General features: G+C 34.6%; 24 protein-coding genes. All 24 read left to right on the top strand.

Annotated elements, in window-relative coordinates:
- Nucleotides 1-28: 28 nt before the first annotated feature.
- The 24 genes from F960_RS08095 (at nucleotide 29) to tssF (ending at nucleotide 24,988) form a co-directional block, all read left to right on the top strand.
- Complete coding sequence (locus tag F960_RS08095) at nucleotides 29-1,738, top strand: phospholipase effector Tle1 domain-containing protein (protein ID WP_004861928.1); 1,710 nt, start codon at nucleotides 29-31, stop codon at nucleotides 1,736-1,738.
- Between the two features lie 3 nt (nucleotides 1,739-1,741).
- Complete coding sequence (locus tag F960_RS08090) at nucleotides 1,742-2,002, top strand: hypothetical protein (RefSeq protein ID WP_004861927.1); 261 nt, start codon at nucleotides 1,742-1,744, stop codon at nucleotides 2,000-2,002.
- A gap of 126 nt (nucleotides 2,003-2,128) precedes the next feature.
- The gene (locus tag F960_RS08085; protein ID WP_004861923.1) at nucleotides 2,129-3,160 is read left to right on the top strand and encodes a DUF2931 family protein; all 1,032 of its coding nucleotides are present in this window, start codon (nucleotides 2,129-2,131) and stop codon (nucleotides 3,158-3,160) included.
- A gap of 307 nt (nucleotides 3,161-3,467) precedes the next feature.
- Nucleotides 3,468-3,752, top strand: a complete 285-nt coding sequence (locus F960_RS08080; protein ID WP_004861919.1) for a hypothetical protein — start codon at nucleotides 3,468-3,470, stop codon at nucleotides 3,750-3,752.
- A 254-nt stretch (nucleotides 3,753-4,006) separates the two neighbouring features.
- Nucleotides 4,007-4,294 (top strand): hypothetical protein, encoded by a 288-nt coding sequence (locus tag F960_RS08075; RefSeq protein WP_004861915.1) that lies wholly within the window; start codon nucleotides 4,007-4,009, stop codon nucleotides 4,292-4,294.
- Between the two features lie 3 nt (nucleotides 4,295-4,297).
- Nucleotides 4,298-4,585: a hypothetical protein gene (locus F960_RS08070; RefSeq protein ID WP_004861913.1), complete on the top strand. Its 288-nt coding sequence runs from the start codon at nucleotides 4,298-4,300 to the stop codon at nucleotides 4,583-4,585.
- 3 nt (nucleotides 4,586-4,588) lie between these two features.
- Nucleotides 4,589-4,876 carry a hypothetical protein gene (locus F960_RS08065; protein ID WP_035373628.1) on the top strand — a complete coding sequence of 96 codons (288 nt, stop codon included), beginning with the start codon at nucleotides 4,589-4,591 and terminating at the stop codon, nucleotides 4,874-4,876.
- Nucleotides 4,877-5,090: 214 nt separating this feature from the next.
- The gene (locus F960_RS08060) at nucleotides 5,091-6,119 is read left to right on the top strand and encodes a DUF2931 family protein (RefSeq protein ID WP_004861908.1); all 1,029 of its coding nucleotides are present in this window, start codon (nucleotides 5,091-5,093) and stop codon (nucleotides 6,117-6,119) included.
- Between the two features lie 328 nt (nucleotides 6,120-6,447).
- Nucleotides 6,448-6,732 (top strand): hypothetical protein, encoded by a 285-nt coding sequence (locus tag F960_RS08050; protein ID WP_004861905.1) that lies wholly within the window; start codon nucleotides 6,448-6,450, stop codon nucleotides 6,730-6,732.
- Nucleotides 6,729-7,019, top strand: a complete 291-nt coding sequence (locus tag F960_RS08045) for a hypothetical protein (RefSeq protein ID WP_004861903.1) — start codon at nucleotides 6,729-6,731, stop codon at nucleotides 7,017-7,019. Before F960_RS08050 ends, F960_RS08045 begins: the two co-directional genes overlap by 4 nt.
- A gap of 569 nt (nucleotides 7,020-7,588) precedes the next feature.
- The gene (locus tag F960_RS08040; RefSeq protein ID WP_155768234.1) at nucleotides 7,589-8,167 is read left to right on the top strand and encodes a DUF2059 domain-containing protein; all 579 of its coding nucleotides are present in this window, start codon (nucleotides 7,589-7,591) and stop codon (nucleotides 8,165-8,167) included.
- Nucleotides 8,164-10,608 carry a hypothetical protein gene (locus F960_RS08035; RefSeq protein WP_004861898.1) on the top strand — a complete coding sequence of 815 codons (2,445 nt, stop codon included), beginning with the start codon at nucleotides 8,164-8,166 and terminating at the stop codon, nucleotides 10,606-10,608. The genes F960_RS08040 and F960_RS08035 overlap by 4 nt, the downstream gene beginning before the upstream one ends.
- 66 nt (nucleotides 10,609-10,674) lie before the next feature.
- Nucleotides 10,675-11,331, top strand: a complete 657-nt coding sequence (gene tssJ, locus F960_RS08030; RefSeq protein WP_004861895.1) for a type VI secretion system lipoprotein TssJ — start codon at nucleotides 10,675-10,677, stop codon at nucleotides 11,329-11,331.
- A gap of 10 nt (nucleotides 11,332-11,341) precedes the next feature.
- Nucleotides 11,342-12,682 (top strand): type VI secretion system baseplate subunit TssK, encoded by a 1,341-nt coding sequence (tssK, locus tag F960_RS08025; protein WP_004861891.1) that lies wholly within the window; start codon nucleotides 11,342-11,344, stop codon nucleotides 12,680-12,682.
- 23 nt (nucleotides 12,683-12,705) lie between these two features.
- Entirely contained in the window at nucleotides 12,706-13,953 is a 1,248-nt protein-coding gene (icmH, locus tag F960_RS08020) for a type IVB secretion system protein IcmH/DotU (RefSeq protein ID WP_004861889.1), read from the top strand.
- Nucleotides 13,954-13,978: 25 nt separating this feature from the next.
- The gene (tssM, locus tag F960_RS08015) at nucleotides 13,979-17,509 is read left to right on the top strand and encodes a type VI secretion system membrane subunit TssM (protein ID WP_004861885.1); all 3,531 of its coding nucleotides are present in this window, start codon (nucleotides 13,979-13,981) and stop codon (nucleotides 17,507-17,509) included.
- Entirely contained in the window at nucleotides 17,503-18,051 is a 549-nt protein-coding gene (gene tagF / locus F960_RS08010) for a type VI secretion system-associated protein TagF (protein ID WP_004861882.1), read from the top strand. The genes tssM and tagF overlap by 7 nt, the downstream gene beginning before the upstream one ends.
- 7 nt (nucleotides 18,052-18,058) lie before the next feature.
- Nucleotides 18,059-19,108: a type VI secretion system protein TssA gene (gene tssA, locus F960_RS08005; RefSeq protein WP_004861879.1), complete on the top strand. Its 1,050-nt coding sequence runs from the start codon at nucleotides 18,059-18,061 to the stop codon at nucleotides 19,106-19,108.
- Nucleotides 19,109-19,126: 18 nt separating this feature from the next.
- Nucleotides 19,127-19,639: a type VI secretion system contractile sheath small subunit gene (tssB, locus tag F960_RS08000; protein WP_004861876.1), complete on the top strand. Its 513-nt coding sequence runs from the start codon at nucleotides 19,127-19,129 to the stop codon at nucleotides 19,637-19,639.
- Between the two features lie 15 nt (nucleotides 19,640-19,654).
- Nucleotides 19,655-21,139: a type VI secretion system contractile sheath large subunit gene (tssC, locus tag F960_RS07995; protein ID WP_004861872.1), complete on the top strand. Its 1,485-nt coding sequence runs from the start codon at nucleotides 19,655-19,657 to the stop codon at nucleotides 21,137-21,139.
- Nucleotides 21,140-21,300: 161 nt separating this feature from the next.
- Nucleotides 21,301-21,786 (top strand): Hcp family type VI secretion system effector, encoded by a 486-nt coding sequence (locus tag F960_RS07990; RefSeq protein WP_004861869.1) that lies wholly within the window; start codon nucleotides 21,301-21,303, stop codon nucleotides 21,784-21,786.
- A 60-nt stretch (nucleotides 21,787-21,846) separates the two neighbouring features.
- A complete protein-coding gene (locus tag F960_RS07985) occupies nucleotides 21,847-22,614 on the top strand; it encodes a type VI secretion system accessory protein TagJ (RefSeq protein WP_004861865.1) in 768 nt (255 codons plus the stop codon).
- A gap of 13 nt (nucleotides 22,615-22,627) precedes the next feature.
- Nucleotides 22,628-23,107 (top strand): type VI secretion system baseplate subunit TssE, encoded by a 480-nt coding sequence (gene tssE, locus F960_RS07980; RefSeq protein ID WP_004861861.1) that lies wholly within the window; start codon nucleotides 22,628-22,630, stop codon nucleotides 23,105-23,107.
- A gap of 9 nt (nucleotides 23,108-23,116) precedes the next feature.
- Nucleotides 23,117-24,988, top strand: coding sequence for a type VI secretion system baseplate subunit TssF (tssF, locus tag F960_RS07975; RefSeq protein ID WP_004861855.1), 1,872 nt, complete (start codon nucleotides 23,117-23,119; stop codon nucleotides 24,986-24,988).
- Nucleotides 24,989-24,991 lie beyond the last annotated feature (3 nt).

Raw genomic sequence — 24,991 nt, 5'->3', positions numbered from 1 at the left:
GTGATATTAGAATAAGGTAAAATAATATATGAATTTAAATGTCGAAACTAGACCAATCTGCAAAGAGAGTAGCCCAACAAATCCTAAACCTAAATCTAAAATTGATCTTAACTTAGATCATTTAGAATTTAATGTTTTTTTTGATGGAACTTGGAACAGTAAAAAAAATTCAGACTTTTATAATGATCCAAAAAATTTGATGCAAGATGATTTTAAAGATCCTAAGGCTCAAAAGAAAAAATACAATTTAGGAATAAGTTTTGCTCGAGCACCAACAGGAGTGGATCAAATGCATAGAGCATCAAGAGAAGATGATCCTTATATTATACCTCTATATGTAGATGGTTCTGGAACTGAAAGCTGGGAAGACCATCCTACATATAATAAGCAATTGAAAGTATATGAAACACATCCTGTTAGTGATAATACGGTTGGTGCTGCATTTGGATGGTTTTCTACTGGAGTTAATGGAAAATTAGATAAAATGTTTAAACAAATAAAACAAAAGTTAGAGAATATTTTAGCTGAGAATGAGGTCACATTTAGTTCGATTATATTTAATGTTTATGGTTTTAGTCGTGGGGCAGCTACGGCAAGAATGTTCTGTAATCGTGTGATGAAGCAAAAAAAAATTAAACTGAAAACAGAATATGTATTGGAACAAAGTGAGTATTTAGATTTAAGTGCTTACCATGTCACTTTAAAAATGGTGGGGTTATTTGATACGGTTTCTTCGATTGGGGTAAATCACACTGATGATGTTAAAGCCAATCATCAAGACTTAAATTTTGGGCAATGTTTATCTGGTAAAATTGTTCATATTTTAGCAGGGCATGAGTTTAGACAAAAGTTTAATGTGACCAGTATTAAACATTCTGTGTTGGATACTAATGGCTTTGAATTGGTAATGCCTGGTTGTCATACGGACATCGGAGATGGTTTGAATACAGAGAAAGAGTTTGATAAAGAGTCTAATACTTGGATAGATAAAGGAAAAATACAAGAAGATACCATTCTTCAAAAGCTTCGAATTTATGATGATCAGCCTGATGACTTATTATTACCAAGCCTAAATCCATTAGGAATCTTTATGCCAGTGGCTAGAACAGAAGCACGGGCAAGAAAAGAATCAAATAATGCGAATTTTAATGAAGTGATGGCACATCTATTAGAGGATAAATGGGTCATAAACACAACTGAGGATATAGTAAACAATAAACCTGAAAATACACAAATTAGAATTAAAAAAGATAAATTATTTGAGAAAATAAATATTAAAAGGGAAAATTTATCTAATGATTATCCTAAAATTCCAACTTTTATTATGATTGAAATGATTAGAAAATTTAATGCTTATTATTTTAAAGAAGATTATTTAACTAAATATAAAATTGAAACTACCGGAGATGATAAATTGAAAAAAATGTTTGATAATTTAAAATCTCAAGCATTTGAATTACTTGATAGAAATATGGCACAAACTGAAAAAAAATTTGTAGAGAAAAGAATCCAAGATGGATCACAAAATATACCTCATCAATATGAAGGTACCAAAATTGACATGCCATTTATAGATATTAAAGACGATGAGCAATTAAAAGAGGATTTATATAATAAATATTTACATTGGTGTAGTTCGATGGATGCTAAATTATTATCTCTAGCTTTTACTCAAGTCAATATTGCTCATATTGATATAAGAACTAACCGATTTTATCGTGATGTTGTAGAAGGATGAGTCATGAAAAATATTATTTTACTGATATTTATAGGAACCCTAACTACTGGTTGTATCGATTATAATATTCTACCAACAGTTGATAGTAAAGATTTTTTAAGAAATAAAAATGGAGGGATTGTTAAAGATTGTCAAGGTAGGATTATGTTTAAAAATGATGAAGATAATGAATCTTTTTGGAGAGTATTCAATCTACCCAAAGGCACTACAGAATTTGTTTGTGTAAATGGCAAAGCTTATTTACCAGGAAAAGAACCTAAATAGTGAATTCAAATCATAAAGATTAACTTTTAATTATTAAGTTGAATTTAGATAAATTATAAATTTAATTTCTACCGTATTAAATAATGCTTATTTGGTTTTAATGCGTGTAGCAAAAGGATCCTTTAAATGACAAAAGCAAGTACTAAAATTCAGTGGTTTACAGAAATATTCGCGCCTTTTCCTTATCAAATCGAGTTGATCAATGGTGAATGTTTTTGGTTTTATGATGAAAAAGGCCAGGATGGTTTAGGATTTTATGGACATGCTGGAGCTGGATGGAAAACTGGCGGAGTGGATGTTGGTTTATCCCCAAGTAATAAGGTTGAAATTCCACTGGGAGTGAATTTGACTTGGCTATCTCATACAGAACGGAAGTATTATCATATTAAATATCATTTACCTCGTCAGGCTATAGCAGAAGCATTTGAGGAAAGATTTGATTTTGAAATGGATAAGCAAAGGAATACACGATTTTATAAAAATATAAACTTCGCCTTTGCTCCAGGTGGATTTGTTGCTTTAAGAGTTGGTGGTGTAAAAACTAAAGAAATTGCCAATTTTCAAGCCGAACAAGTTGATATTCCATGGGAGTTTTTTGCTAGAACGAATAACTTTAACCCAAATGGATTAACTGAAGAAAAATATAATAGTGGTTTTATTAATGACATGCCAGAACCCTATAAACAGCAGGCATTAAATGGTGAATTTCCCACTGATCGATGGAAAAGTTATTCAATGCAAAAATATCCATGGCACGTAGCTAGCAAAATGGATATTTATGGTTATAGACAAATATGTGTAAATGGAGATTCTTTCTTTATCACCAAGAATGACTTTAAAAATTTGGATTTAAAGCAATTACAAGCAGTCCCTGCTTGGTATAAATGGTTTTATAAAGAAGATGGTAAAAGATTTCAGGCTACTTTATGTTTTAGTAAAAATAAACCTGGGGGGCGGGAAGATCCTAACGGGGAATTAGAGATCTTTGAAATGTTTCAAAAGTATTTTTCTAATAATAAATTACCTACAGCATTAGTCATTGATAAGGTTGAAGGCGAATTTATTGCTTACCTTACAAATGGTACAAAAAAAGTAAATTTGAATTTATATTATTTAAATAATAGGGAAGTAGGGAATGATGAATATTTATGGTATTAATAAATATTCAAATAAAATATATTGAAAAGTAGGATTGTAAAGTAATTATATGCTATTTCTAATTTTTGATTTGATTTGATTTGATTTGATTTGATTTGATTTGATTTGATTTGATCATACCAATGATGTGAGTGCAGATCATCAAGGCTTGAATTTTGAACCCAATCAAATTACAAAAATTGTGCATATAGCGGCTGCAGATGAATATCGTCAAAGATTAGTTTGACCAATATTGCAATCTGCCAAAAGGTACAACTGAATTTACCTGTGTTGATGGAAAAGCTTATCTCAAAGGAAAAGAACCGAGATGATGGGTTTTATTTCTGATATTAAATATTTGTTGGTCTTGCTAAGTTCTATTTTACTTACAGCTTGTAGTGTGGGTTCATTTGATATAATTGGAACTCCGAAATCTTCAGTATATTTGACAAATAAACAAGGATACAAAGTTTTTGATTGTCAAGGTCAAGCATTAGTTAAAGATTGGCCAGATACAGATTATTTTTGGAAAGAAAACAATCTGCCAAAAGGTACTACTGAATTTACTTGTGTTGATGGAAAAGCTTATGTCAAAGGTAAAGAGCCGAAATGATGAGCATTATTAGGATAGGGTTGTTATCTATCCAATCATTTTAATTTTACTTATTTAAGGTTGTGGGTGGCATGTAAGCCCTTTAGGGTCGAGAGTAGATTATGTTTTGAGTAAAAATGATAAAGTGTATTTACCCGAAAAGGCACCACTTAAATAAATCTTTATTATTAGTATTGATGAATTAAATATTTAATTTTCAAGTTATTAACTAAAAGCCAATATATTTGAACGGACGTTTTATAAAGGATAGAATTATGAATATGAAATATTTAGTATCAAGCCTTTGTGTAATATGTATACCATTAACGGCTTGCTTTTTGGGCTCTTTTGGACCATTACCTATGGATGTGCATAATAATTCTAAATATTATGAATTTCCTGGTGGGGGGCTTGTTATGGATTGTAGAGGTTATCCTTTGGGTAAAGATAGTTCATGGACGAGAGATTTTTGGAAGGAAAATAATTTGCCTGAAGGCACAATTCATTTTGTCTGTCGCGATGGTAAAGCTTATTTGCCAGAAAAAGCACCTCCTAAGAAGTAGGTTATGAATAGGTATTTACTCAGTTTGATATTGTGCGGTTTATCAATCCCATTAACAGCTTGTATTTTAGGTGGGCTAGGACCACTACCTCTGGATGTCAATCGAGATAATAATTATATCGAATATCCAGAAGGAGGTCTTGTAATGGATTGTAGGGGACGCCCTTTAGTTAAAGATGGTTCACTAACTAAGCGTTTTTGGCAAGAGAATAATTTACCATACGGTACAATTCATTTTGCCTGCCGAGATGGTAAAGCTTATTTACCCGAAAAAGCACCTCCAAAGAAGTAGCTTATGAATAGGTATTTACTGAGCTTGATATTGTGCGGTTTATCAATCTCATTAACGGCTTGCTTTTTGGGCTCTTTTGGACCATTACCTATGGATGTGCATAATAATTCTAAATATTATGAATTTCCTGGTGGGGGGCTTGTTATGGATTGTAGAGGTTATCCTTTGGGTAAAGATAGTTCATGGACGAGAGATTTTTGGAAGGAAAATAATTTGCCAAGAGGCACACTTAATTTTGTCTGTCGAGATGGTAAAGCTTATTTACCAGAAAAGGCACCTCCAAAACACTAACTAAAATTGATCACATGTATCAAGTGATTTATATTTTGAAGCCATAAAATCATAGTAAATCAACAGATAAAGTCTTTTATTGAGTGCTAACAGTTATGCAAAGTTGTAATATTTTGTGATAAATAATGTGATTTTATGAAATCTGCCATTAAATAATGTATAGATATATTAAAGAAATATGTAAAAATTAATAAAGTATAAGGTTAAAGCTGTTATGCAAAAAATATTTAGATCAGACAAAATTGAGTGGAGTACAGAACTATATACACCGCGACATTATCCGATTCGGTTGGTTACTGGGGATTGTTTCTGGTTTTACAGCAATAGCAAATCGAGAATTGGATTTTCTGGCGGAGCTGCAGGTGGTTGGCGTTCTACAGGATCATATATTCGTGGTGGGATGCCTGACAAAAAAGTGCGACTACCTGATGCAGTCCAACTCACATGGCTTTCGGAAACAGAAAGAAAATTTTACCAAGTACAGATTGAATTGCCTCGAGATCAAATATTAGATCTATTTCATAAGCCAATGCTAACTTTGGAGTATCAGGAAAAAGTATTTGGTCATGAAGATGGAATTGATTTTGCTTTTGAACCCGGTGGTATGGTGTTTTTACGGTTAAGTAGTGCGAAAGGTATTGAGTTAGGGCGATATCAAGCAAAAGAAATACCTATGGAATGGTGGTATTTTTCTAAAGCAGAAGGTTTTGATGCACGCTGGGTTACTGAAGAAAAATATTATGAATTAAGCAATAAAGAATTACCTGAACGTATACAGAAGCAATATCAAGAAAAGAAAATACCTGTTGGACGATGGCTTAATTATAGTACCCATACGTTCCCATGGAAAATTTTACTTTCTAAATTGAAAATGGAAGCTTATTACATTCAATACGTAAATGCAGAACAGTATTTAGTTACACATGAAATGTTGGAAGAAGAACAAGCAAAAAAGAAGCATGTACCTGCTGAGATTACCTTTTATTATGAGATTGATGGGATTCGGTATAAACATAATATTTATCTAAGTGATGGCTTTTGGGGTAAAGGTGAAGAGCCTGAGGATGATGTTGTTATCTTTAACAGTTTCAATGAGTTTTTTAAGCAATCAAGTCAGCCAGCCATACTTGAATTTCAATTAATAAATGGAAATTTGTCAGCATCTTTACATAATGGGCAACGTAAAGTTGATATAAAAATTTTTAATCAAGCTGTATCAAAATTGAAAAAAGATCAGTATTAAATTGCCTGAGTGATGACTGAGTAATATAGATTTTTAGAAAGATTACTCAGTTATATTGAGAAATTGATTTTATGAAAATATTTAATATTGTTATTACTACATCTACTTTATCTTTTTTATTTGCTTTATTACAGGGTTGTAGTTGGGCTATTAGGCCCAGATTATTTAAGAAATAGAGATGGTAATCTTGTTTCAGATTGTAATGGAGGAGCATTATTTAGAAAATCATGGAACACAGATGCTTTTTGGGAAAAAATAACTTACCAAAAGGCACAACAGATTTTACTTGTGTCGATGGTAAAGCTTATCTCAAAGGAAAAGAACCCAAATGATGAGATTTATTTTTGATATTAAATATTCGTTGGTCTTGAGCAGTTCTATTTTACTTACAGCTTGTAGTGCAAGTAATTTTGATATTTTGGGAACGCCAAAGTCTTCAGATTATTTAACAGATAAAAATGGCAATAAGGTTTTTGATTGTAGAGGTAGGGCTTTTTTTAAAAATTCTACTCATGCTAGAATTTTTTGGTCTGATAATAATTTACCCAAAGGGACTACTGAATTTACCTGTGTGGATGGAAAAGCTTATCTCAAAGGAAAAGAACCTAAATGATGAGTTTTATTTCTGATATTAAATATTTGTTGGTCTTGCTAAGTTCTATTTTACTTACAGCATGCAGTGCTAACAATTTTGATATATTAGGGACACCAAAGTCTTCAGATTATTTAGCGGATAAGCAAGGAAATAAAGTATTTACTTGTACTGGGAGGGCATTGTATAAAAATACACCAAATACTGATCACTTCTGGAAATATAATAATCTACCCAAAGGCACTACCGAATTTACCTGTGTTGATGGAAAAGCATATTTACCAGAAAAAGTACCACCGAAAAATTAAACAGCACTTCTAAGGCATGAGATAAATAATAAAAAAATAAATCCGTTTATTCTACAAATAATGGTTTGAAGACATATGAGCTTAATAGAACGCAGCTAAAAAATGGGCAAAATCGAGTATAAAAAGGGATATATAGCACTCAAATTGAGCAAACTTTATGATGAAAGTGCTCAATAAAAATGCATTAAATATGTAATTAAATGCAGTGTTATTGTTAATGAATATTTGGTATTTACATGAAAATTACAGTAATTTTTGCGGTAAAAAACTCTTAAATGCTGAGCTTTTTAAACTAATTCTATAATTTTAGAGGTTTTCCTTATTTTAAAAAACTGTTATAAAACAAATATATATATTTTATGGAAAAATGTTAAAAATAAAGAAATTGGAGAATTTTATTATAAACCAATTGCTTATAGGAGGTGAGATCTTAACGCATTGATTAAACATAACTAATTGATAATTTTATCTTATAAGATATTTAAAATTATTTAACAAAATCTTTTTGTGAAATGTGAGATGTATCAAGTATACTGAAAAATGTGTTATACAATTAATCAAATTTCAAATTGACATTTCAAAAAGAGTGTCGAGTTATAAAAAATAATTTTGGGTGTGTTATGCATTTTTATAAAAAAATGATGGCTTTGTTAGGATCTACTTTGATCGGAGTTAATGTTTGGGCAACTCCTGTAAATTCATCGACAGCAGAGAAATATTTTATATATCAGGATTTAAACAATAAGATTCAACTAAAAAAAGTTGATCCCAAAAACTTTCAAGATTATGCAGTAGGCAAAGTAGAGAAAAAATCACAAGGCCTCGTTGTTTCTGAAGATAGTCGAACAAAAGCGACTGCAGAAATCAGGGATCTTTATCGAGATTTCGTTCTTTCAAAGCTGACTGCGATACAAACGAATACGATTGATATTTATAAACAAGAATTTTTAAAGCAGCAGACTGAAGAAACAGTAAAAAGTCAGCTTGATTTTTATCAAACGCCAGCGGGGAAATCTGTACTTTCTAAGCAATTAAAAAAACAAGAATTTATGCAAAATCTAAGCAAAGAAATTCCAGTTCTGATTAGCCAGCAAGACGATTTTCAAAATCAATTGAAAAATGCACTGGCAAATGGAGCTTATCAATGAAAACTAAAATTATATTTTCCATTCTTGCAAGTTTAGCCATTAGCCATGCATATGCGGCGGATGATGATAAATTTTTCGTTGCCTACAGTGCAGCACAATCAAGTCGAACCTCAGATGTACTGAAAAAAGACATGTTGTCTCCAACCAATTTGGACAAAATTGTTGTCACGACTTTAAGAAAAATTGGGCAAGAGAAACTTGTTAGTGTGTATTTCAATCGACCAGATATGCAAACTAAATTGCAAAATGTGGTGATTAACTATCTTAACTCTGATGCAGCGAATCAAATTTTTGATGATGCTAGTACTCGTTTATTTTCAAGTACCTATAGCATTGAAGAATTGCAGGCAATTTACCAACTCAATACGTCTAAGTATGGGAAAGAGTTTATTGATAATGGTCTGAAAATTGACACTGTAACCCAAACTTATGTCAACAATGCCTTTAAAGAGAAGTTTGATAAACAGAGCTTGGATAAACTTGATGCGGATGTGGAAAATGTATTTAAAAAGTTAAATATTGAACCTGTCCCTATCCATAATGAAAATGAATCAGATCCAAATGCTTTATCTGTAAAGATTACGACTAAAGAAGCTACCAACCCTGCGGTAGATGCTGAAGCAAAAAAAGTCATAAAACCTGAAGCAGCGACACCAGTTGTAGAGAAACCTGCAATTGTTGAACCTGCAAAAGAGACTGTAAAACCAGTCGTTGAAGCTGAACCGAGTGCAACATCAGTCAAAGTCACAACCAGAACAGTTGCACCCGCAGTTGTTGATGCTGATAAGGAAGAAGTAAAACCAACACCAGCGACACCAGTTGTAGAGAAACCTGCAATTGTTGAACCTGCGAAAGAGACTGTAAAACCAGCAGTTGAAGCTGAACCGAGTGCAACATCAGTCAAAGTCACAACCAGAACAGTTGCACCCGCAGTTGTTGATGCTGATAAGGAAGAAGTAAAACCTACACCAGCGACACCAGTTGTAGAAAAACCTGTAATTGTTGAACCTGCGAAAGAGACTGTAAAACCAGTCGTTGAAGCTGAACCGAGTGCAACATCAGTCAAAGTCACAACCAGAACAGTTACGCCAACTGTAGTTGAAGCTGAAAAGGAAGAAGTAAAACCTACACCAGTGGCTCCAGTTGTAGAAAAACCTGTAATTGTTGAACCTGCGAAAGAGACTGTAAAACCAGTCGTTGAAGCTGAACCGAGTGCAACATCAGTCAAAGTCACAACCAGAACAGTTTCACCAGCTGTAGTTGAAGCTGAAAAGGAAGAAGTAAAACCTACACCAGTGGCTCCAGTTGTAGAAAAACCTGTAATTGTTGAACCTACCAAAGAAGCAACAACGCCAGCAGTTGAAGCTGAGCCAAGTGCAACATCAGTCAAAGTAACAACCAGAACAGTTACGCCGACTGTAGTTGAAGCTGAAAAGGAAGAAGTAAAACCAACACCAGCGACACCAGTTGTGGAAACACCAGCAATTGTTGAACCTACCAAAGAAGCAACAACGCCAGCAGTTGAAGCTGAGCCAAGCGCAACATCAGTCAAAGTCACAACCAGAACAGTTACGCCAACTGTAGTTGAAGCTGAAAAGGAAGAAGTAAAACCAACACCAGCAACACCAGTTGTGGAAACACCAGCAATTGTTGAACCTACCAAAGAAGCAACAACGCCAGCAGTTGAAGCTGAACCGAGTGCAACATCAGTCAAAGTCACAACAAGAGCAGTTGCGCCAGCCGTAGTTGAAGCTGAAAAGGAAGAAGTAAAACCAACACCAGCTGTGGAAACACCAGCAATTGTTGAACCTACCAAAGAAGCAACAACGCCAGCAGTTGAAGCTGAGCCAAGCGCAACATCAGTCAAAGTCACAACCAGAACAGTTACGCCAACTGTAGTTGAAGCTGAAAAGGAAGAAGTAAAACCAACACCAGCAACACCAGTTGTGGAAACACCAGCAATTGTTGAACCTACCAAAGAAGCAACAACGCCAGCAGTTGAAGCTGAACCGAGTGCAACATCAGTCAAAGTCACAACAAGAGCAGTTGCGCCAGCCGTAGTTGAAGCTGAAAAGGAAGAAGTAAAACCAACACCAGCTGTGGAAACACCAGCAATTGTTGAACCTACCAAAGAAGCAACAACGCCAGCAGTTGAAGCTGAGCCAAGCGCAACATCAGTCAAAGTCACAACCAGAACAGTTGCGCCAACTGTAGAAACACCAGTCGCTGTTGAACCAGTAAAAGAAGTTCCGAGTCCTGTTACTCAAGTCCTAAACTCTGATTCAACATCAGTCAAGATTACATCAAGGGTGCTAGAGACAGAGAAGCAAGCACCAATAAATACATCCGTTATTGAAGCTGTACCAAATAACTCAGAAGCAAGTCAGCAGGGTGGTCATACAACTGAAAATTCTCAAAGTGAAAACATGAGTAAACAATAAAATGTATTTAGAAAGCTTTAAGTTGAATTCCACGACATGCGATAAGTGTTGAGTAAGGTTGAAATTATGAATATGACAAAATTAATATTATTGACTTATATAACGATCATTTTGACCGCTTGTAGTACCTTGCCTACAAAAAACAATACGAATGATAAAGAGTTAGAAGTCTATATATTTGCAGAAGATGATATCAACCCAAATCTTTTGGCTGAACCGTCGCCTTTAAGACTGAGTATTTTACAGCTCAGCACCGAAGTTGAATTCAATCAAATGAATGAACTGACACTCACGGATACCTATAAAAATCATCTTGGCGAAAGCGTTGTTGAAGAGACGAGTGTCATGGTTCGTCCAGAAGATCAGGTCAATTTTAAATTGCCTTTAAATGATAAAGCCAATTATATCGGTGTGGTTGCGGCTTATCGTGAACTCGATAAAAACTGGAAAATGTCTTTATATAAACAAGATAAAAAATGGTACCAAAAAGGTGGCAACTTCTTATATTTAGACGTTAAAAATAATGGTGTTACCCAGCTCACCAAAAAAGAAGCGATGCAAAAAATATTAGATAAAAAAATGGCAGAGCAAGGCAAAAATGTTGATGAATTAAGTAAAAAACAGAAGAAAAAACTGAAAGAAAGTGTGGAAAAAATCATGGATGGCAAAAAGCCAGCTGACCTGAAAAAAGGTCTTTATATGCAATCCACAGGAACAGAGTGAGGAGTAAAAAATGTCGAGTGAACGCAAAGTAGTTTGGAACGAAGGGACATTAATTGCTCCACAGCACTTTCAGCAATTAGAACGTTATTATGATGCTCAAATTAACCAGCATTATGCAGCAAGCCATAGCTTTGGTTGGGGCTTGATTGACTTACAACTCAATACGTCTAGCTTGAAACTGGGCACTGTTTCAGTCGATAGAATTGTTGGATATTTACCAGATGGTAGTTACTTCAATGAAACGATTGATAGTGCGCCGAGTCTGGTCCTCAATATTCCACCCAATGTAGAAGATGAGTTTATTTTCCTTGCATGGTCGATGCCATCAAGCTATAAGCGTAATTACGCTTTTGTTGATGAAACCAACAATGAAAATGTCAGATATCTTTTAAAAAATGTAGAAATCGAAGATAGCACTGATGCAAACCTGCCAAAACGTGAGCTTTTGATTGCAGCACCAAATTTGAGATTGTCTTTGGCTAGAAATCTCAACGATCAAGATATAAAAATGCCGATTGCGCGGATTGCTTCTGTTTCAACAACAGGGGATATTCGCCTTGATGATAATTTTATTCCAGCAAGTTTAGATACCAAAAATAATTTACAGCTCAACAATTATCAAACTGAAATATTGGGCTTACTCAAACAAAAAGCCCTTGCATTGGGTGGTGTTTTAAACAACCCAACGCTCAAAGGTACAGGCGATGTGCGCGACTTTTTGATGTTGCAAACCATCAATCGTTATTTTGCTTATATGCATAATGTCACGAGCAGTTCGCAGTCTACACATCCATTTTCCCTGTTTGAAAACTTCTTAAAACTTTATGGTGATCTGAGTACATTCCATATTGATAAATTGAATTTCAATTTACCGATTTATGATCACGATCAGCTCAATAAATGTTTTAAGCAGATCGTGACGATGCTGCGCGAAGTGTTATCAATCGTGTTGCAACAACGTGCAATTATGATTCCACTTGAACTGCGTGATGAGGCAACTCGCGTTGCGCTTACCCCTGAAACGAGCATGCTCAACAGTTGCTCATTTGTTCTTGCAATCAATGCCAGCATGCCTTCTGAAGTATTAAGACAAAGAATTCCAACCACGATCAAGATCAGCTCGGTAGAAAAAGTTCGAGATCTGATTGCATATCACTTGCCGGGTATACACGTGCATGCGCTATCTACAGCACCACGTGAATTGCCTTATCACTCTGGCTATAGCTATTTTGAAATTGATAAAGGCTCGGAGCTTTGGCAAGACCTCGAACAATCAGCAGGTATGGCAATCCATTTAGCAGGCGAGTTCCCTGATCTGGATATTGAATGCTGGGCAATCAAAAATTATTAACAAATTTATATGAGTAATAAAAAATGCAAACCATAAAATTTGAGGAAATAGAAAGTAATATTATTTCCCAAGCTGATGATACAAAAAAAGATAATACTCGAAATGTGATTGTTGAGGCTGCTATTCCTTTACTGAATAAAGCTTCACAAATGAAATATTTCCAAAGTAAATTGCCGACTACTGAGGTTTTACAAGGTCTTAAAAAAGATATTGAAAAATTTGAAGAAAAAGCCGAAGAAAGTGGTGTTCGATACGAAACTGTGAAAGCTGCGCGCTATTGTCTATGTACATTATTGGATGAGTTTGCAGCAAAAAATGGTTGGGCTGATCAAGAGTGGGCAGCGCATAGTTTATTGGTGACCTTCCATAACGAAACTTGGGGCGGTGAACAGTTTTTCCAGTTGATTGATCGGGTCAAACAAGAGCCACATAAAAATATCAATTTGATTGAACTGATGTATTACTGTTTGGTTCTGGGTTATATGGGCAAATATCAAGTGCTCAATAACGGCAAGGTCAGCATTGAAAATATTAAAAAAGAACTCGAAAAAATCATTCGCCAATATGGTTCAAGTCAAAGTGCAGAATTACTGTTAAATAATGAAAATAAAAATAAATTATTGACCCAAAAAGGTCGCCATATTCCACTTTGGATTCTTGCTGTATTAACCGCAGCATTACTGCTGATTATTTATGCCATTTTCAACTGGAAGTTGGCGCAAAACACCAATGAAATCAACACTCGAATCAACAAGTTAAATATTCAGCAAGTACAAAGTTCAACTGAACGTGTGCAATTGTTGACACCATTACTCAAAAATGAAATAGACAATCGTTTATTACAAGTCGAAGAAGTGCCGGGTAAAAGTACTATCACGATTTTGGGTGATGAATTATTTACTTCAGGTTCAGACAAAATTCAGGATCGTTACTATCCTGTGATGGCTGCTGTTGGGCAGGCATTAAATGAAGTGAAAGGGCGTGTGGTTGTATCTGGATACAGTGATGATCAACCCATCAGTAGCGTTGCATTCCCATCAAATTGGCATTTGTCGCAAGCACGTGCAGATGCTGTGAAATCAATTTTATTAAATTATGTGCAGGATGGAAATCGCGTAAGGTCAGAGGGTAAAGGTTCAGAAAATCCAAGATACCCAAATAATAGTGTTGAAAATAGAGCTAAAAATCGCCGTGTAGAAATTACTGTTTTTATTGAGCAGGGCAATACACAGCCGTTAGCAACAAACTCAACACAAGTTGCAAATAACTAAAACTATAAGGAATGGGTAGAGAGATATGGGCTTTTTAACGATGTTTAGTTGGTCTTCAATGTGGAGCATATTTGGGCTCATTTCATTGATTAGCGCGATTTGGTTTGCTGGACCTGCGATTGCAATTGATAAATATAAACCGCTTGATACTGTTATGGCGAGAGTGATTGCAACGGTCGTAGTATGTTTAATTTTTCTTGGAATATATTTATTTAAATTATATAAAACCAGAAAAATGAACCAGCATGTGATTGAAGAAATCAAAGCAAGCGATATTGGTGAGGAAAAAACACTTCAACCTGAAACGGATAGTGAGCTAAAAGAGCAATTTTCCAATATTGATAACATCTTGTTGCGTGAGCAAAGTAAAGAAAATAAAAACTTCTTTCAGCGTTTATTTGCCAACAATGGTGAATATATTTATCAAAAACCATGGTTTGTTGTGGTTGGTGCACCGGGGGTAGGTAAGACTTCTGCGATTTTAAACTCAGGTTTAACCTTCCCTGTAGGGACGACAGACCATGTTTCAAAATTGGCTGGAACACGTGATTGCGATTGGTTTTTGACAGATGAAGCTTTATTACTAGATACAGCAGGGCGATTTGTTGAACAAAATAATGATATACAAAATACCAATGACTGGAATGAGTTATTGGGGCTATTAAAGCGTTGCAGACCAAAACAGCCGATTAATGGTTTGGTTTTGATGCTGAGTGCAGAAGATATCATTGATACAAATGAAGAAAAGTTAAAACTTCAGTTGCAACAAATCCGTATGCGCTTGCAAGAAATGCAGTCTTCATTTAATACCACATTCCCATTATATATCGTGGTCAATAAGATCGACTTGGTGGTTGGTTTCAATCAATATTTTAACTATATAGATGATCAAGATCGTAAAAAAGCCTTTGGTGTCAGCCTTGATCCATTGACAGAAACGACTGCTGAAAAAATCAATACGATGACAGATGAAATTGATGTCATTGTTGAAAAGTTAAAAATCAATCTGTTCAAAACAGTTTCTTATAATAACCAAAATAATGATCCAGCAGATTTGGGCATCGGTTTTGCGACAGAATTTGAAAAATTCTCACATTCTTTAAAAGTCTATTTAAAGAAAATGCTGAATTTGTCTCGATATGACGCAGATTTAAATTTGGCGGGTGTTTATTTTACCAGTGCTGTGCAAGAAGAAGATGAAAACTTTATCTTGGATGAACAAGATAAGTCAGTGTTGCAACCTAAATATGCGACAAATCAAAATGCACATCTGATCTCTAAATCGAAGTCTTTTTTCTTAAATGAAATTTTCAAAATTTTATTGCTTGATACTGCAAATACAGCAGGTATTGACAATAATTGGCTGAAAAAACAAAGAAAGATTTACTGGATTTGTGCGGCATTATTTGGCTTAGCATTTTTGATTTTCTTGTTCTTGTTGATCAGAGCATATTCGTACAATTCGAAATATCAAGAAGCGGTTGAACAGCAGCTGAAACCTGTTGAATTGATGTCCAAAAATGTCGATCCAAATAACATCTCTTCAGTTTTGAACTTTACCAATCGTGTCTATACCTTGCCTGAATACAATATTAATAAAGAATTGCTGAACAAGTCTTTCTTTCAAAATTTTGGTTTAAAGCAACATGATGACATCGCCAAAGCAGCTTTGGCAAAGCATCAAAGTTTAATTGATGAAAATGTATTGCCTCTTTTATCAAATGAGATCAATCGTCAGTTAAAAAATAGTATTGATGGTAAAAACTATAAGGATGTGTATAACAATCTGAAAGCATATTTGATGTTATATCAGCCTGAACATTATGATAAAAAGTTTATTTATCAATGGGCTGTCAATAATGTTTTAGCGAAAACAAGCCCAGATCCCAGTGCACTTGCGGCATTGGAAAAGTTAATTAACAGTAAAAAAATCACCCCTAGAGCGACCTATGATTTGGGTTTAGTTACTCAAGCACGAGATTTGCTGGTATATACAGATGTTGCAGCAATCATCATGCAAGATGTGTCGCAATATACAAAATCTCTTGATCAGCGTTCGATTCCCGTTACCTCGTTTGTGACAATGGGTGGGGTTTCAACCAATAACATTTTCCGCCGTGTTTCTGCACGGACTTTAAATGATCCAGTCAATCCATTGTTTACAAAATATGGTTATCAAAACATTTTTTTACCTTTTGTAAATCAGCGTTTAAAGAACGTTTATAAAGAAGAAAAATGGGTCATTGGTGATAATGCGCAAATGAAACCAATGGATGAAGTGATTGCAGATATTTATCGTATTTATGCACTTCAATACACTGCAACTTGGAAGTCATATATCCAAGACGTCAGAATGGTTCAACCGGGCAACTTGCAACAAGCGATTGTGATGGCAAAACAGTTGTCTGAGAAAAATTCGTCATTGGCGGGGATTATTAAAGGGATTAGTGCAAATACAAAATTGACAGCAGATGCACCGACAGCTGCTGCCAATACAGACGATAGCAAAAATCCTGCTGATGTTGAGGCAGCTAAAAAAGCTGCGGTCAATACAGCAGTTGCAGCAAATAAAATGATTGATGAAAGCAAAGTGCAAGGTTATTTAGAAAGTATTTCAAATAATTTTTCACAATTTCAAAGTTTGACACAAACGACCAGTGAATCAGGTGCTCAGCTCGATGAAATTATCAAATCAATCAATGATCTATATGTTTATTTGGTTGCTTTGGAACTCAGTATCCAAAGTGAAGATCAATTGATGCCTGATGTTCGACCTTTGGTGAACTATAAAGCTCAGGTCAATCGTTTACCTGATCCATTTAGACCGATGCTGGACGTTTTTGTGGGAAAGATCACCGCCTCAAGTCAGGCGTATAAAGATTCCCAAGTGAGCGCTCTTGCTAAACAACAGGACCAAGTCGTACAAAACACATGCAAGAACTTGATTGCAAATAAATATCCATTTGTGAAGTCATCACAGCAAGATATTTCAATTCAAGAGTTGGCGCAGTTGTTTGGTACAGATGGAACCTATTTGAAAACTTTATCGAGTAATGTGATGGTGAGTGAAAATGGTCAAGTTCCATTTCGTAGCCTTCTCGATGGTGGGGTAGTCAAAACCACAAAAACGTATAGCAATGCAGAAGCAATTAATGCTCAACTTTTTGCAGGAAAAAATGTACCGAAAATTGATCTGATCATGAATATTAAAGCGATGGATAAAAACATTGATAATTTAAATATTTATTATGACAGTAAAAAAATTCAGTATTTTCACGGTCCTTTAAAAGATGTAGTGATGACTTGGCCTGCAAAAGACAATCGTTTTGTGCTTGAAGCAACCTCAGCAGATGCAAAACCTGAACGTATAGAAGTCAATGGTGACTGGTCTGTATTCCGTTTAATTGATAAAGCTTCGAAAGTCATTGCGACCCCAGATGGTCGAGGTGTATTGGCGACATTTGAATTGGGACAGAACAAAGTTTATATCGAGTTTAAAGCCGTTTCTGGACAAAACCCATTCAATTTAACTTCATTAAAGGAGTTTAAATGCTAGAAGAGGCAATTGGTTGGATAGGGAAATTACCCAATTATGCTGATTTTATTCAATCAAAAAATTTGGGTTCGATACAGCGGTCTTTGATGAATTGGTTGAGCCGTGGGCAAGATCATATCGGTGAACAATTCATCAAAACTGGCCAAGTGGATGGACAGCTTTACGTTTATTATTTTTTTTTAGAAAGTTTCATTTCGGATAATAAACGGATCCAAGGCATATTGTTTTCAAGCCATGATAGTCGTGGTCGGAAATGTCCATTCATCATATTTTCACACAACTTAAATCTTCAACCTGTTGATATGATTTTGCTTTTTTCTGAAAAATTGCAAGCCTTAGGGCTGAAATGGGAGAGTTTATCTACACAGTTAGATGAAACTTTTCTAAGTAGTCTGGTTGAGCCACTTTCTCATTTAAATAGCAAGACGGCTTATATTGAAGATATGGATAGTTGGTATGAGTTATATCCAAAAGCGTTTAATTTAAATTTTAAAATTGAATCTACAAATCACGTGATTTATAGAAAGTTATTAATAAGGTAGTAGAAAAATGATTACTACAGAGAAATATATTGGAGCCATTGGCTCGGATCAACCTGCTGGGATCAGTATTGAATATGATGATGATTATTTAAAACTGATGAATATGCTTCAGGAAAAGCCTGAGCAGCAGTTTGGTGATTTGATTATCGAAGCACAAGGTCCAGATTGGGAAAAAATCCATGATCTGGCGAGTGAAATCTTGCAGACTAAAAGTAAAGATATCAATGTGATGAGTATCTTTACCCAAAGTGGCATCATGAGTCATGGCTTAAATGCTTTGGCACAGGGCTTAGAAATTATTTATCTAAATTTAGAGCAATATTGGCAAGATATTTATCCAAAATTGCATGATGAAGATGGCGATTTTGATCCAGATTATCGAGCCAATGCTTTATCGGTATTTAATGCTAACGATGGCATCATCAAATTAGTTCGCAATTCATTTATCGTTAAAAATAGCTTGTCGCAAAGCAACTTTAGCGTCAAAGAAATAGAACAAGTCATCGATAATCCAAATACCAGTCATGAGCTTTATCCGGGTGGAACCGAACGTTTGAATATTGATCTACAGATTGCACTTGATCAATCAGATTCAGCGATTAAAGCAGTGCTTAATTCTTTAGAATTAATTGATAAAATAAAATCTCTTTTCATTCAAAAACTTGATGACTATGAGATTAAATTTGATAATATCGAAAAATTATTATTGAAAATTAAAAGCTTGATCCAAGCGGGCGCTGCTGTATCCACGACAAGTGAAGCTCAGGCATCTTCAGATACTGTTACAAAAAATGAAGATAAAACTGTTGTAAATCAACAGCAAAGTTGGTCAAACTATCAGATAACTTCGCGTCATGATGTGGATTTACTGCTTGAAAAAATATATATGTATTTTGAAAGACATGAACCTTCACATCCTGCGCCATTATTTATAAGGCGAATACAGCGATTAATGAATTATAATTTTTATGAAATTATGAAAGATATAAGTCCGGATTCTTTAGACAGACTTGAAACTCTGGTTGGACAACCCTTTGAAAATAATATAGATGATTAAATTGAATAAAGGTGTGATATGAGCAAAAATTCTGGACAAAAATTCATCGCCCGCAACCGTTCACCACGTGTTCAAATTGAATATGATGTTGAAATTTATGGTGTGGAAAAAAAAGTAGAACTACCATTTGTGATGGGGGTTTTCTCTGATTTGGCTGGTAAATCCAAAGTAGAGCTTCCAAATATCAATGATCGTACATTTATGGAAATTGACGTGGATAATTTTGATGATCGTATCAAATCAATTAAGCCACGTGCCGCATTCAATGTAGAAAACACACTCACAAATGAAGGCTTCCTCAATGTAGATTTAGAGTTTGAAAGCATGGAAGACTTTTCGCCAAATCGTATTGCGCAAAAAGTAGAACCATTAAAAGAACTTTTGGATGCCCGTACTGAGTTGTCAAATTTACTGTCTTATATGGATGGTAAAACTGGCGCAGAAGAGCTGATTAGTAAAGTATTGTCAGATAACGATATGTTGAAGTCTTTAGCAAGTGTCGCTAAGAAAGCAGAAGACTCTAAGGAATAAAAAGGAATAAGCTTAATGTCATCTACCCAATTAGAAAATCAGCAGAGTACTGAGCTTTTACAAAGCAATGAATTTGAACAGCTTATCAATAAAGAATTTAAGCCCAAATCTCAACAAGCTGAATCTGCTGTTCAAGATGCTGTGAAAACTTTGGCACGCCAAGCTTTGCAAAGCGTGGTACAGCATTCAAATGATACTTATCAAACCATTGAAGCGATCATCGCTGAAATTGATAAGAAACTCTCAGATCAGATCAATAAAATTATCCATAATGCAGAATTCAAAGAGCTAGAAAGTGCTTGGCAAGGTCTGCATTATTTGGTGAATAATACTGAAACAAATCATCTTTTAAAAATTAAGTTTATGCCACTCAGCAAAAAAGAGCTCAGCAAAAACTTAAAGAAATATAAAGGTGTGATGTGGGATCAAAGCCCTATTTTCAAAAAAATCTATGAAGAAGAATATGGGCAATTTGGTGGTGAACCATTTGGCTGTTTAGTGGGCGATTATCATTTTGATCATGGCGCTCAAGATGTTGAAATCTTAACTGAAATGGCGAAAATTTCAGCTTCTTCACATTGTCCATTTATCACGGGTGCTAACCCAAGTTTGATGCAAATGGAATCTTGGGAAGAGTTATCAAACCCACGTGATATCACAAAAATCTTCCAAAATACTGAATATGCAGCATGGAGAAGCTTACGCCAAAGTGATGATGCACGTTATTTAGGTTTGGCATTGCCACGTTTTATGGTGCGTTTACCGTATAGCTCAAAACAAAATCCAGTCGATGATTTTAACTTTGAAGAAGTGACCAACGGTCATGAAGATTTTTCTTGGGTTAACGCTGCATACGCGATGGCAGTCAACATTAATCGCTCATTTAATGAGTTTGGCTGGTGTACGTCGATCCGTGGTGTTGAATCAGGCGGTATAGTTGATGAGTTGCCTACACATACCTTTGAAACGGATGATGGTGGGGTGGACTTAAAATGCCCTACAGAAATTGCGATCAGTGACCGTCGTGAAGCAGAACTGTCAAATAACGGTTTGATGCCATTAATTTATCGTAAAAACTCGAATCTTGCGGCATTTATTGGTGCGCAATCATTGCAACAACCAACCGAATACCATGATGCAGATGCAACGGCAAATGCCAAACTTTCTGCACGTTTACCGTATCTATTTGCTTGCTGTCGTTTCGCACATTACTTGAAATGTATCGTACGAGACAAGATCGGTTCATTTAGAGAACGTGAAGAAATGGAGCGTTGGTTGAATGATTGGTTAATGAATTATGTTGATGGTGATCCATTGAACTCATCTCAAGAAACTAAAGCGAGAAAGCCACTTGCAGCCGCAGAAGTGATTGTAGAAGAAGTGGAAGACAATCCTGGTTTTTATACCTCTAAGTTCTTCTTACGCCCACATTACCAATTAGAAGGCTTGACTGTTTCTTTACGTTTAGTTTCAAAATTACCTTCGCTGAAGGCGGAATAGTCATTTTTCTGTATAGAAAATGTGATTAAATTTGCTGGATTTGATTAAATTGTGATACGTTTCTAGAGTAATTAATAAGCAATTTTAACAATTGGTATTAATTATTTTAAATTATAAACAGTTGTACAAATACAAAACTTGAATGAATATAAGGCACTAATATGGCTATTGATATTTTTTTAAAAATTGATGGAATTAATGGAGAATCAAAAGACTCGAATCATAAAGAGTGGATTGATGTTCAAGATTTTACTTGGGGCGCAAGCCAACCAGCGACTTTAACAAGTGGCGGTGGTGGTGGTGCAGGTAAAGTTAATTTCCAGGATCTACAAGTCACTGCAGCGATTGATAAAGCAGCACCAATTATTTTAAAACACAGTGCAATTGGTCGTCATATACCGAAATTAGAAATTTCAGTATGTAAAGCTGGTGGTGAACAAATTGAATATTCACGTATTACATTAGAAGATGTAATTGTGACTGGTGTTGAGTTTGAAGGTTCTAAAACCAACGAAGTCTTGTTTGTTAACTATTCATTCCAAGCAGTGAAAGTTAAAAACCAATATTGGGAACAAACAGAGCGTGGTGGACGTGGTCCTGAAACCCAAATGGCTTACGATATTAAACTTAATAAGTCTACTGGTTAATATTAACTTCAAAAAACTTAGCGTAGATCACTACGCTAAGTTTTTCATTATAAGAACACTATGTCATTAGAAGATAAAATCCAACAAACAACTGATTTAATTAGAAATCAACCTTTAAACCATAATTTACGATTGGAGTTATTACAACTTTATTGTATTGATGGACAGTGGGATCGTGCTTTAAAAATAGCGCAACAATTTATTAAACTGAATCCAAATGATAATCAAACCAAAGCATTATTTTTAGGAAATATCGAATGCGAAATCATTCGTGAGCAAGTGTTTAAAGGACAGATTGATGCTCCAAACTATTGGGGAAAAACTGCCGTAGACTCAAGTTCACAGCATGATTTACTTGCAGCATATCTGGCACAAGATACCGAAAAGCTTTCTGCATTGTTTTTTGAAAAATGTGAATCTCTGGATACATTATCAATCACAAGTAACGATCAGCAAGAAACCACAAGTCAATTCCTAGATACCGATTGCCGTACAGCATTTGTTTTAGAAGTCTTTGAACAAAATCAATATTTTTGGATTGATATCAATGATATCCAAGAAGTGAAATTTAAAAAGACTGAGTTTTTGACTGATCTTATCTGGCGACGTGGCGAAGTTTTGTTAAAAAATCAGCGACATCTGGCCTGTTTTTTCCCAGTACGTTATCCATTTACTGACAAGCTAGAGCTAGATGATCAATGCAAATATTCAGCCTTAACCAAGTGGACTGAAGTGGGTGAGTTAGAAATAGGCATCGGTCAAAAAACATTTTCAAATGGTGATATCGATATCTCAATATTGGATATTGAAAGTATAAAAGCACTTTAACGATATATTAAATATGTCTAAACGTCAGAATATAAAAAATACAGCATCTATTTTTGATCGATTGATTGAAGAAAATCATCAAGATGCTGTACTAGGAATAGATAACCAGAAAATGAAAAATATGGTTATCCGAGATTTACTTTACTTATTAAATACATCGAGTTTTTATTATTCCAAAGATGATAGTGAAACCCAAGAATATGAGTCATCTGTGATCAATTTTGGGATTAAGCCTATATCAGGTAAAAACGTTTCTGAGATTGATTGGGCAGCGGTAGAAAGAAATATTATGTCGGCTATACAGTATTTTGAGCCACGAATATTATCAGAAAGTTTGGATGTCAAATGTATATTAGGTACTGATATAAAAGCTAAATATAATCAGATGAATATAGAAATTAAAGGTTTTATCAAATCAACGCCATTCCCTGAACGATTTATATTGCAAACACATTTAGATGTAGAAACTGGAAACTTTAGATTAACAAATTAAGGGGGAATCATGGATAAGGTCTTTTTAGATAAATATCATCAAGAATTAAAATTTTTCCGTGATGCTTCTAAAGCTTTTGCGGAAGAACATCCAAAAGCTGCAACACGTTTAGGTCTAGCTGCACCAGAAATTGAAGATCCCTATGTCGAACGATTGATTGAAGCAGTCAGCTTTTTGACAGCACGGGTCAATTTAAAAATAGATGCAGAATACCCCAATTTTGTGCAGCATATTTTAAAAGTGATTCACCCAGTACTGACGCAATCTATTCCTAGTGCGGGAATCGTAGAGTTTTTTTCTGAGCAAAATAAAACCATTAAAATACCTCGACTTGCACAAGTATCTACTTTTGATCATGCAAAAGGTTCAGCCACCTGTGAATTTTCTTTATGTAATGGTTTACAAATCGTGCCATTTAATATTGAAAAGTTAAGTTATAGCCATGAAGTTTCACATATTCTTTCCAATAAATTAAACAACAAGAAATCAAAGTCTGTTTTAAATTTCAATTTACATATACCTGCGGGATTTTCATTTGATAAGTTAAATTATGATGAAATGCGTTGGCATATCAATGCTTCAGATTTAAAAGTGAGTTCAGAGTTGATGTATTTTCTCGCCGAAAAAACAGAGTTTATTCGTGCAGAAATAGAAGGGCTTGATGCTTGGAATTATCAGTTTAAACCTGAGCTTAATTTTGTTGGTTTTGATGAATATCTGACTTTTTATAATCAACGCAGTTCAAATCATCTCAAGCATATTTTAGAATATGCGATACTGCCTGAGAAATATTTATTTTTTAAAATTAAAAATTTATCGAGTTTATTTCAAGATATTTTCAAGAAAAATAAAGATGCTATCGTGATAAATGATACTGATCATAGTATCGTAAATCCTTTGATTATAAAATTTAGTTATGTCTTCAATGATACTTCTGATTTATTAGATCGTTTTTTAGATGAAGATGCTTTAAATCTAAATTGTATGATTATTAATAATGCATTTAAAAAACGTGCGCGAATTATTGTCGATCAATTTAAAAATGAACAGCATGTGGTCATGGATAAACTTCGTCCGATTGATTTTGAAGTTTTACAGATTGATCGAATTGAAGGTTATAGCAAACTAAATCACAAGGTAAAAGTTTTTGAGCCAATCTATAAGTTAGATAATGATACCGACCATTTTGATGATTCGAGTTATGGCTTTTTTTCAGAGACGCATCAGCAGTCGCAAATGTCTTCTAAAAAGAATTCATATAAAGGCAGTGAATGCTATGTCTTGCTGACCAATCAATTAAAATCAATCGTGGAAGATGATCTCAATCAACTTTCAGTATCGGCATGGTGTAGTAATCGTTCACTGCCAAGTGAAATCAGTTGGACTTTGGATAAAGATCTAAAAATGTCCAACGATACTTATAAAATTCGTAAATTAAAACGTAAAACTAGTTTTACCCAACCGATTTCAGCACCTTTTGAAAGCTCATCTTTGTGGCGTTTGATGAATTTGGTGACTTCCAATTTCGTGCCGCTGAGTTTAAGTGATAGTAAGGCACTGACACAGCAAATCAAAAATAATCTTTATATTTTTTATGAAATTACTTCAAATGTTTCATTTAGAACGCAAATTAATGCCATTCAAAATATCAAAGCTACAAATGTGCGAAAAGTTAAACGTGTGGAACAGCATTTAACTGCGGTAAGTGGTTTGAACTTTGAAATTATTATCGATGAAATGCTGATGAGCCATGTTCACCCTTATCTTTGGGGGCGTGTATTGTTGGAATATTTTAAATCATTTGCACCGATTAACCATTTTGTCGAGATTTGTTTAAAAAATAAAAATAATGCTGTTATTGCTGATTTCACCAGTTTTTAAGGA

It is taken from the genome of Acinetobacter gerneri DSM 14967 = CIP 107464 = MTCC 9824, assembly GCF_000368565.1.
GTDB classification, from domain to species: domain Bacteria; phylum Pseudomonadota; class Gammaproteobacteria; order Pseudomonadales; family Moraxellaceae; genus Acinetobacter; species Acinetobacter gerneri.
The sequence above is the reverse complement of the archived record's forward strand: the minus strand, read 5'-3'. Positions and strand labels throughout refer to the sequence as shown.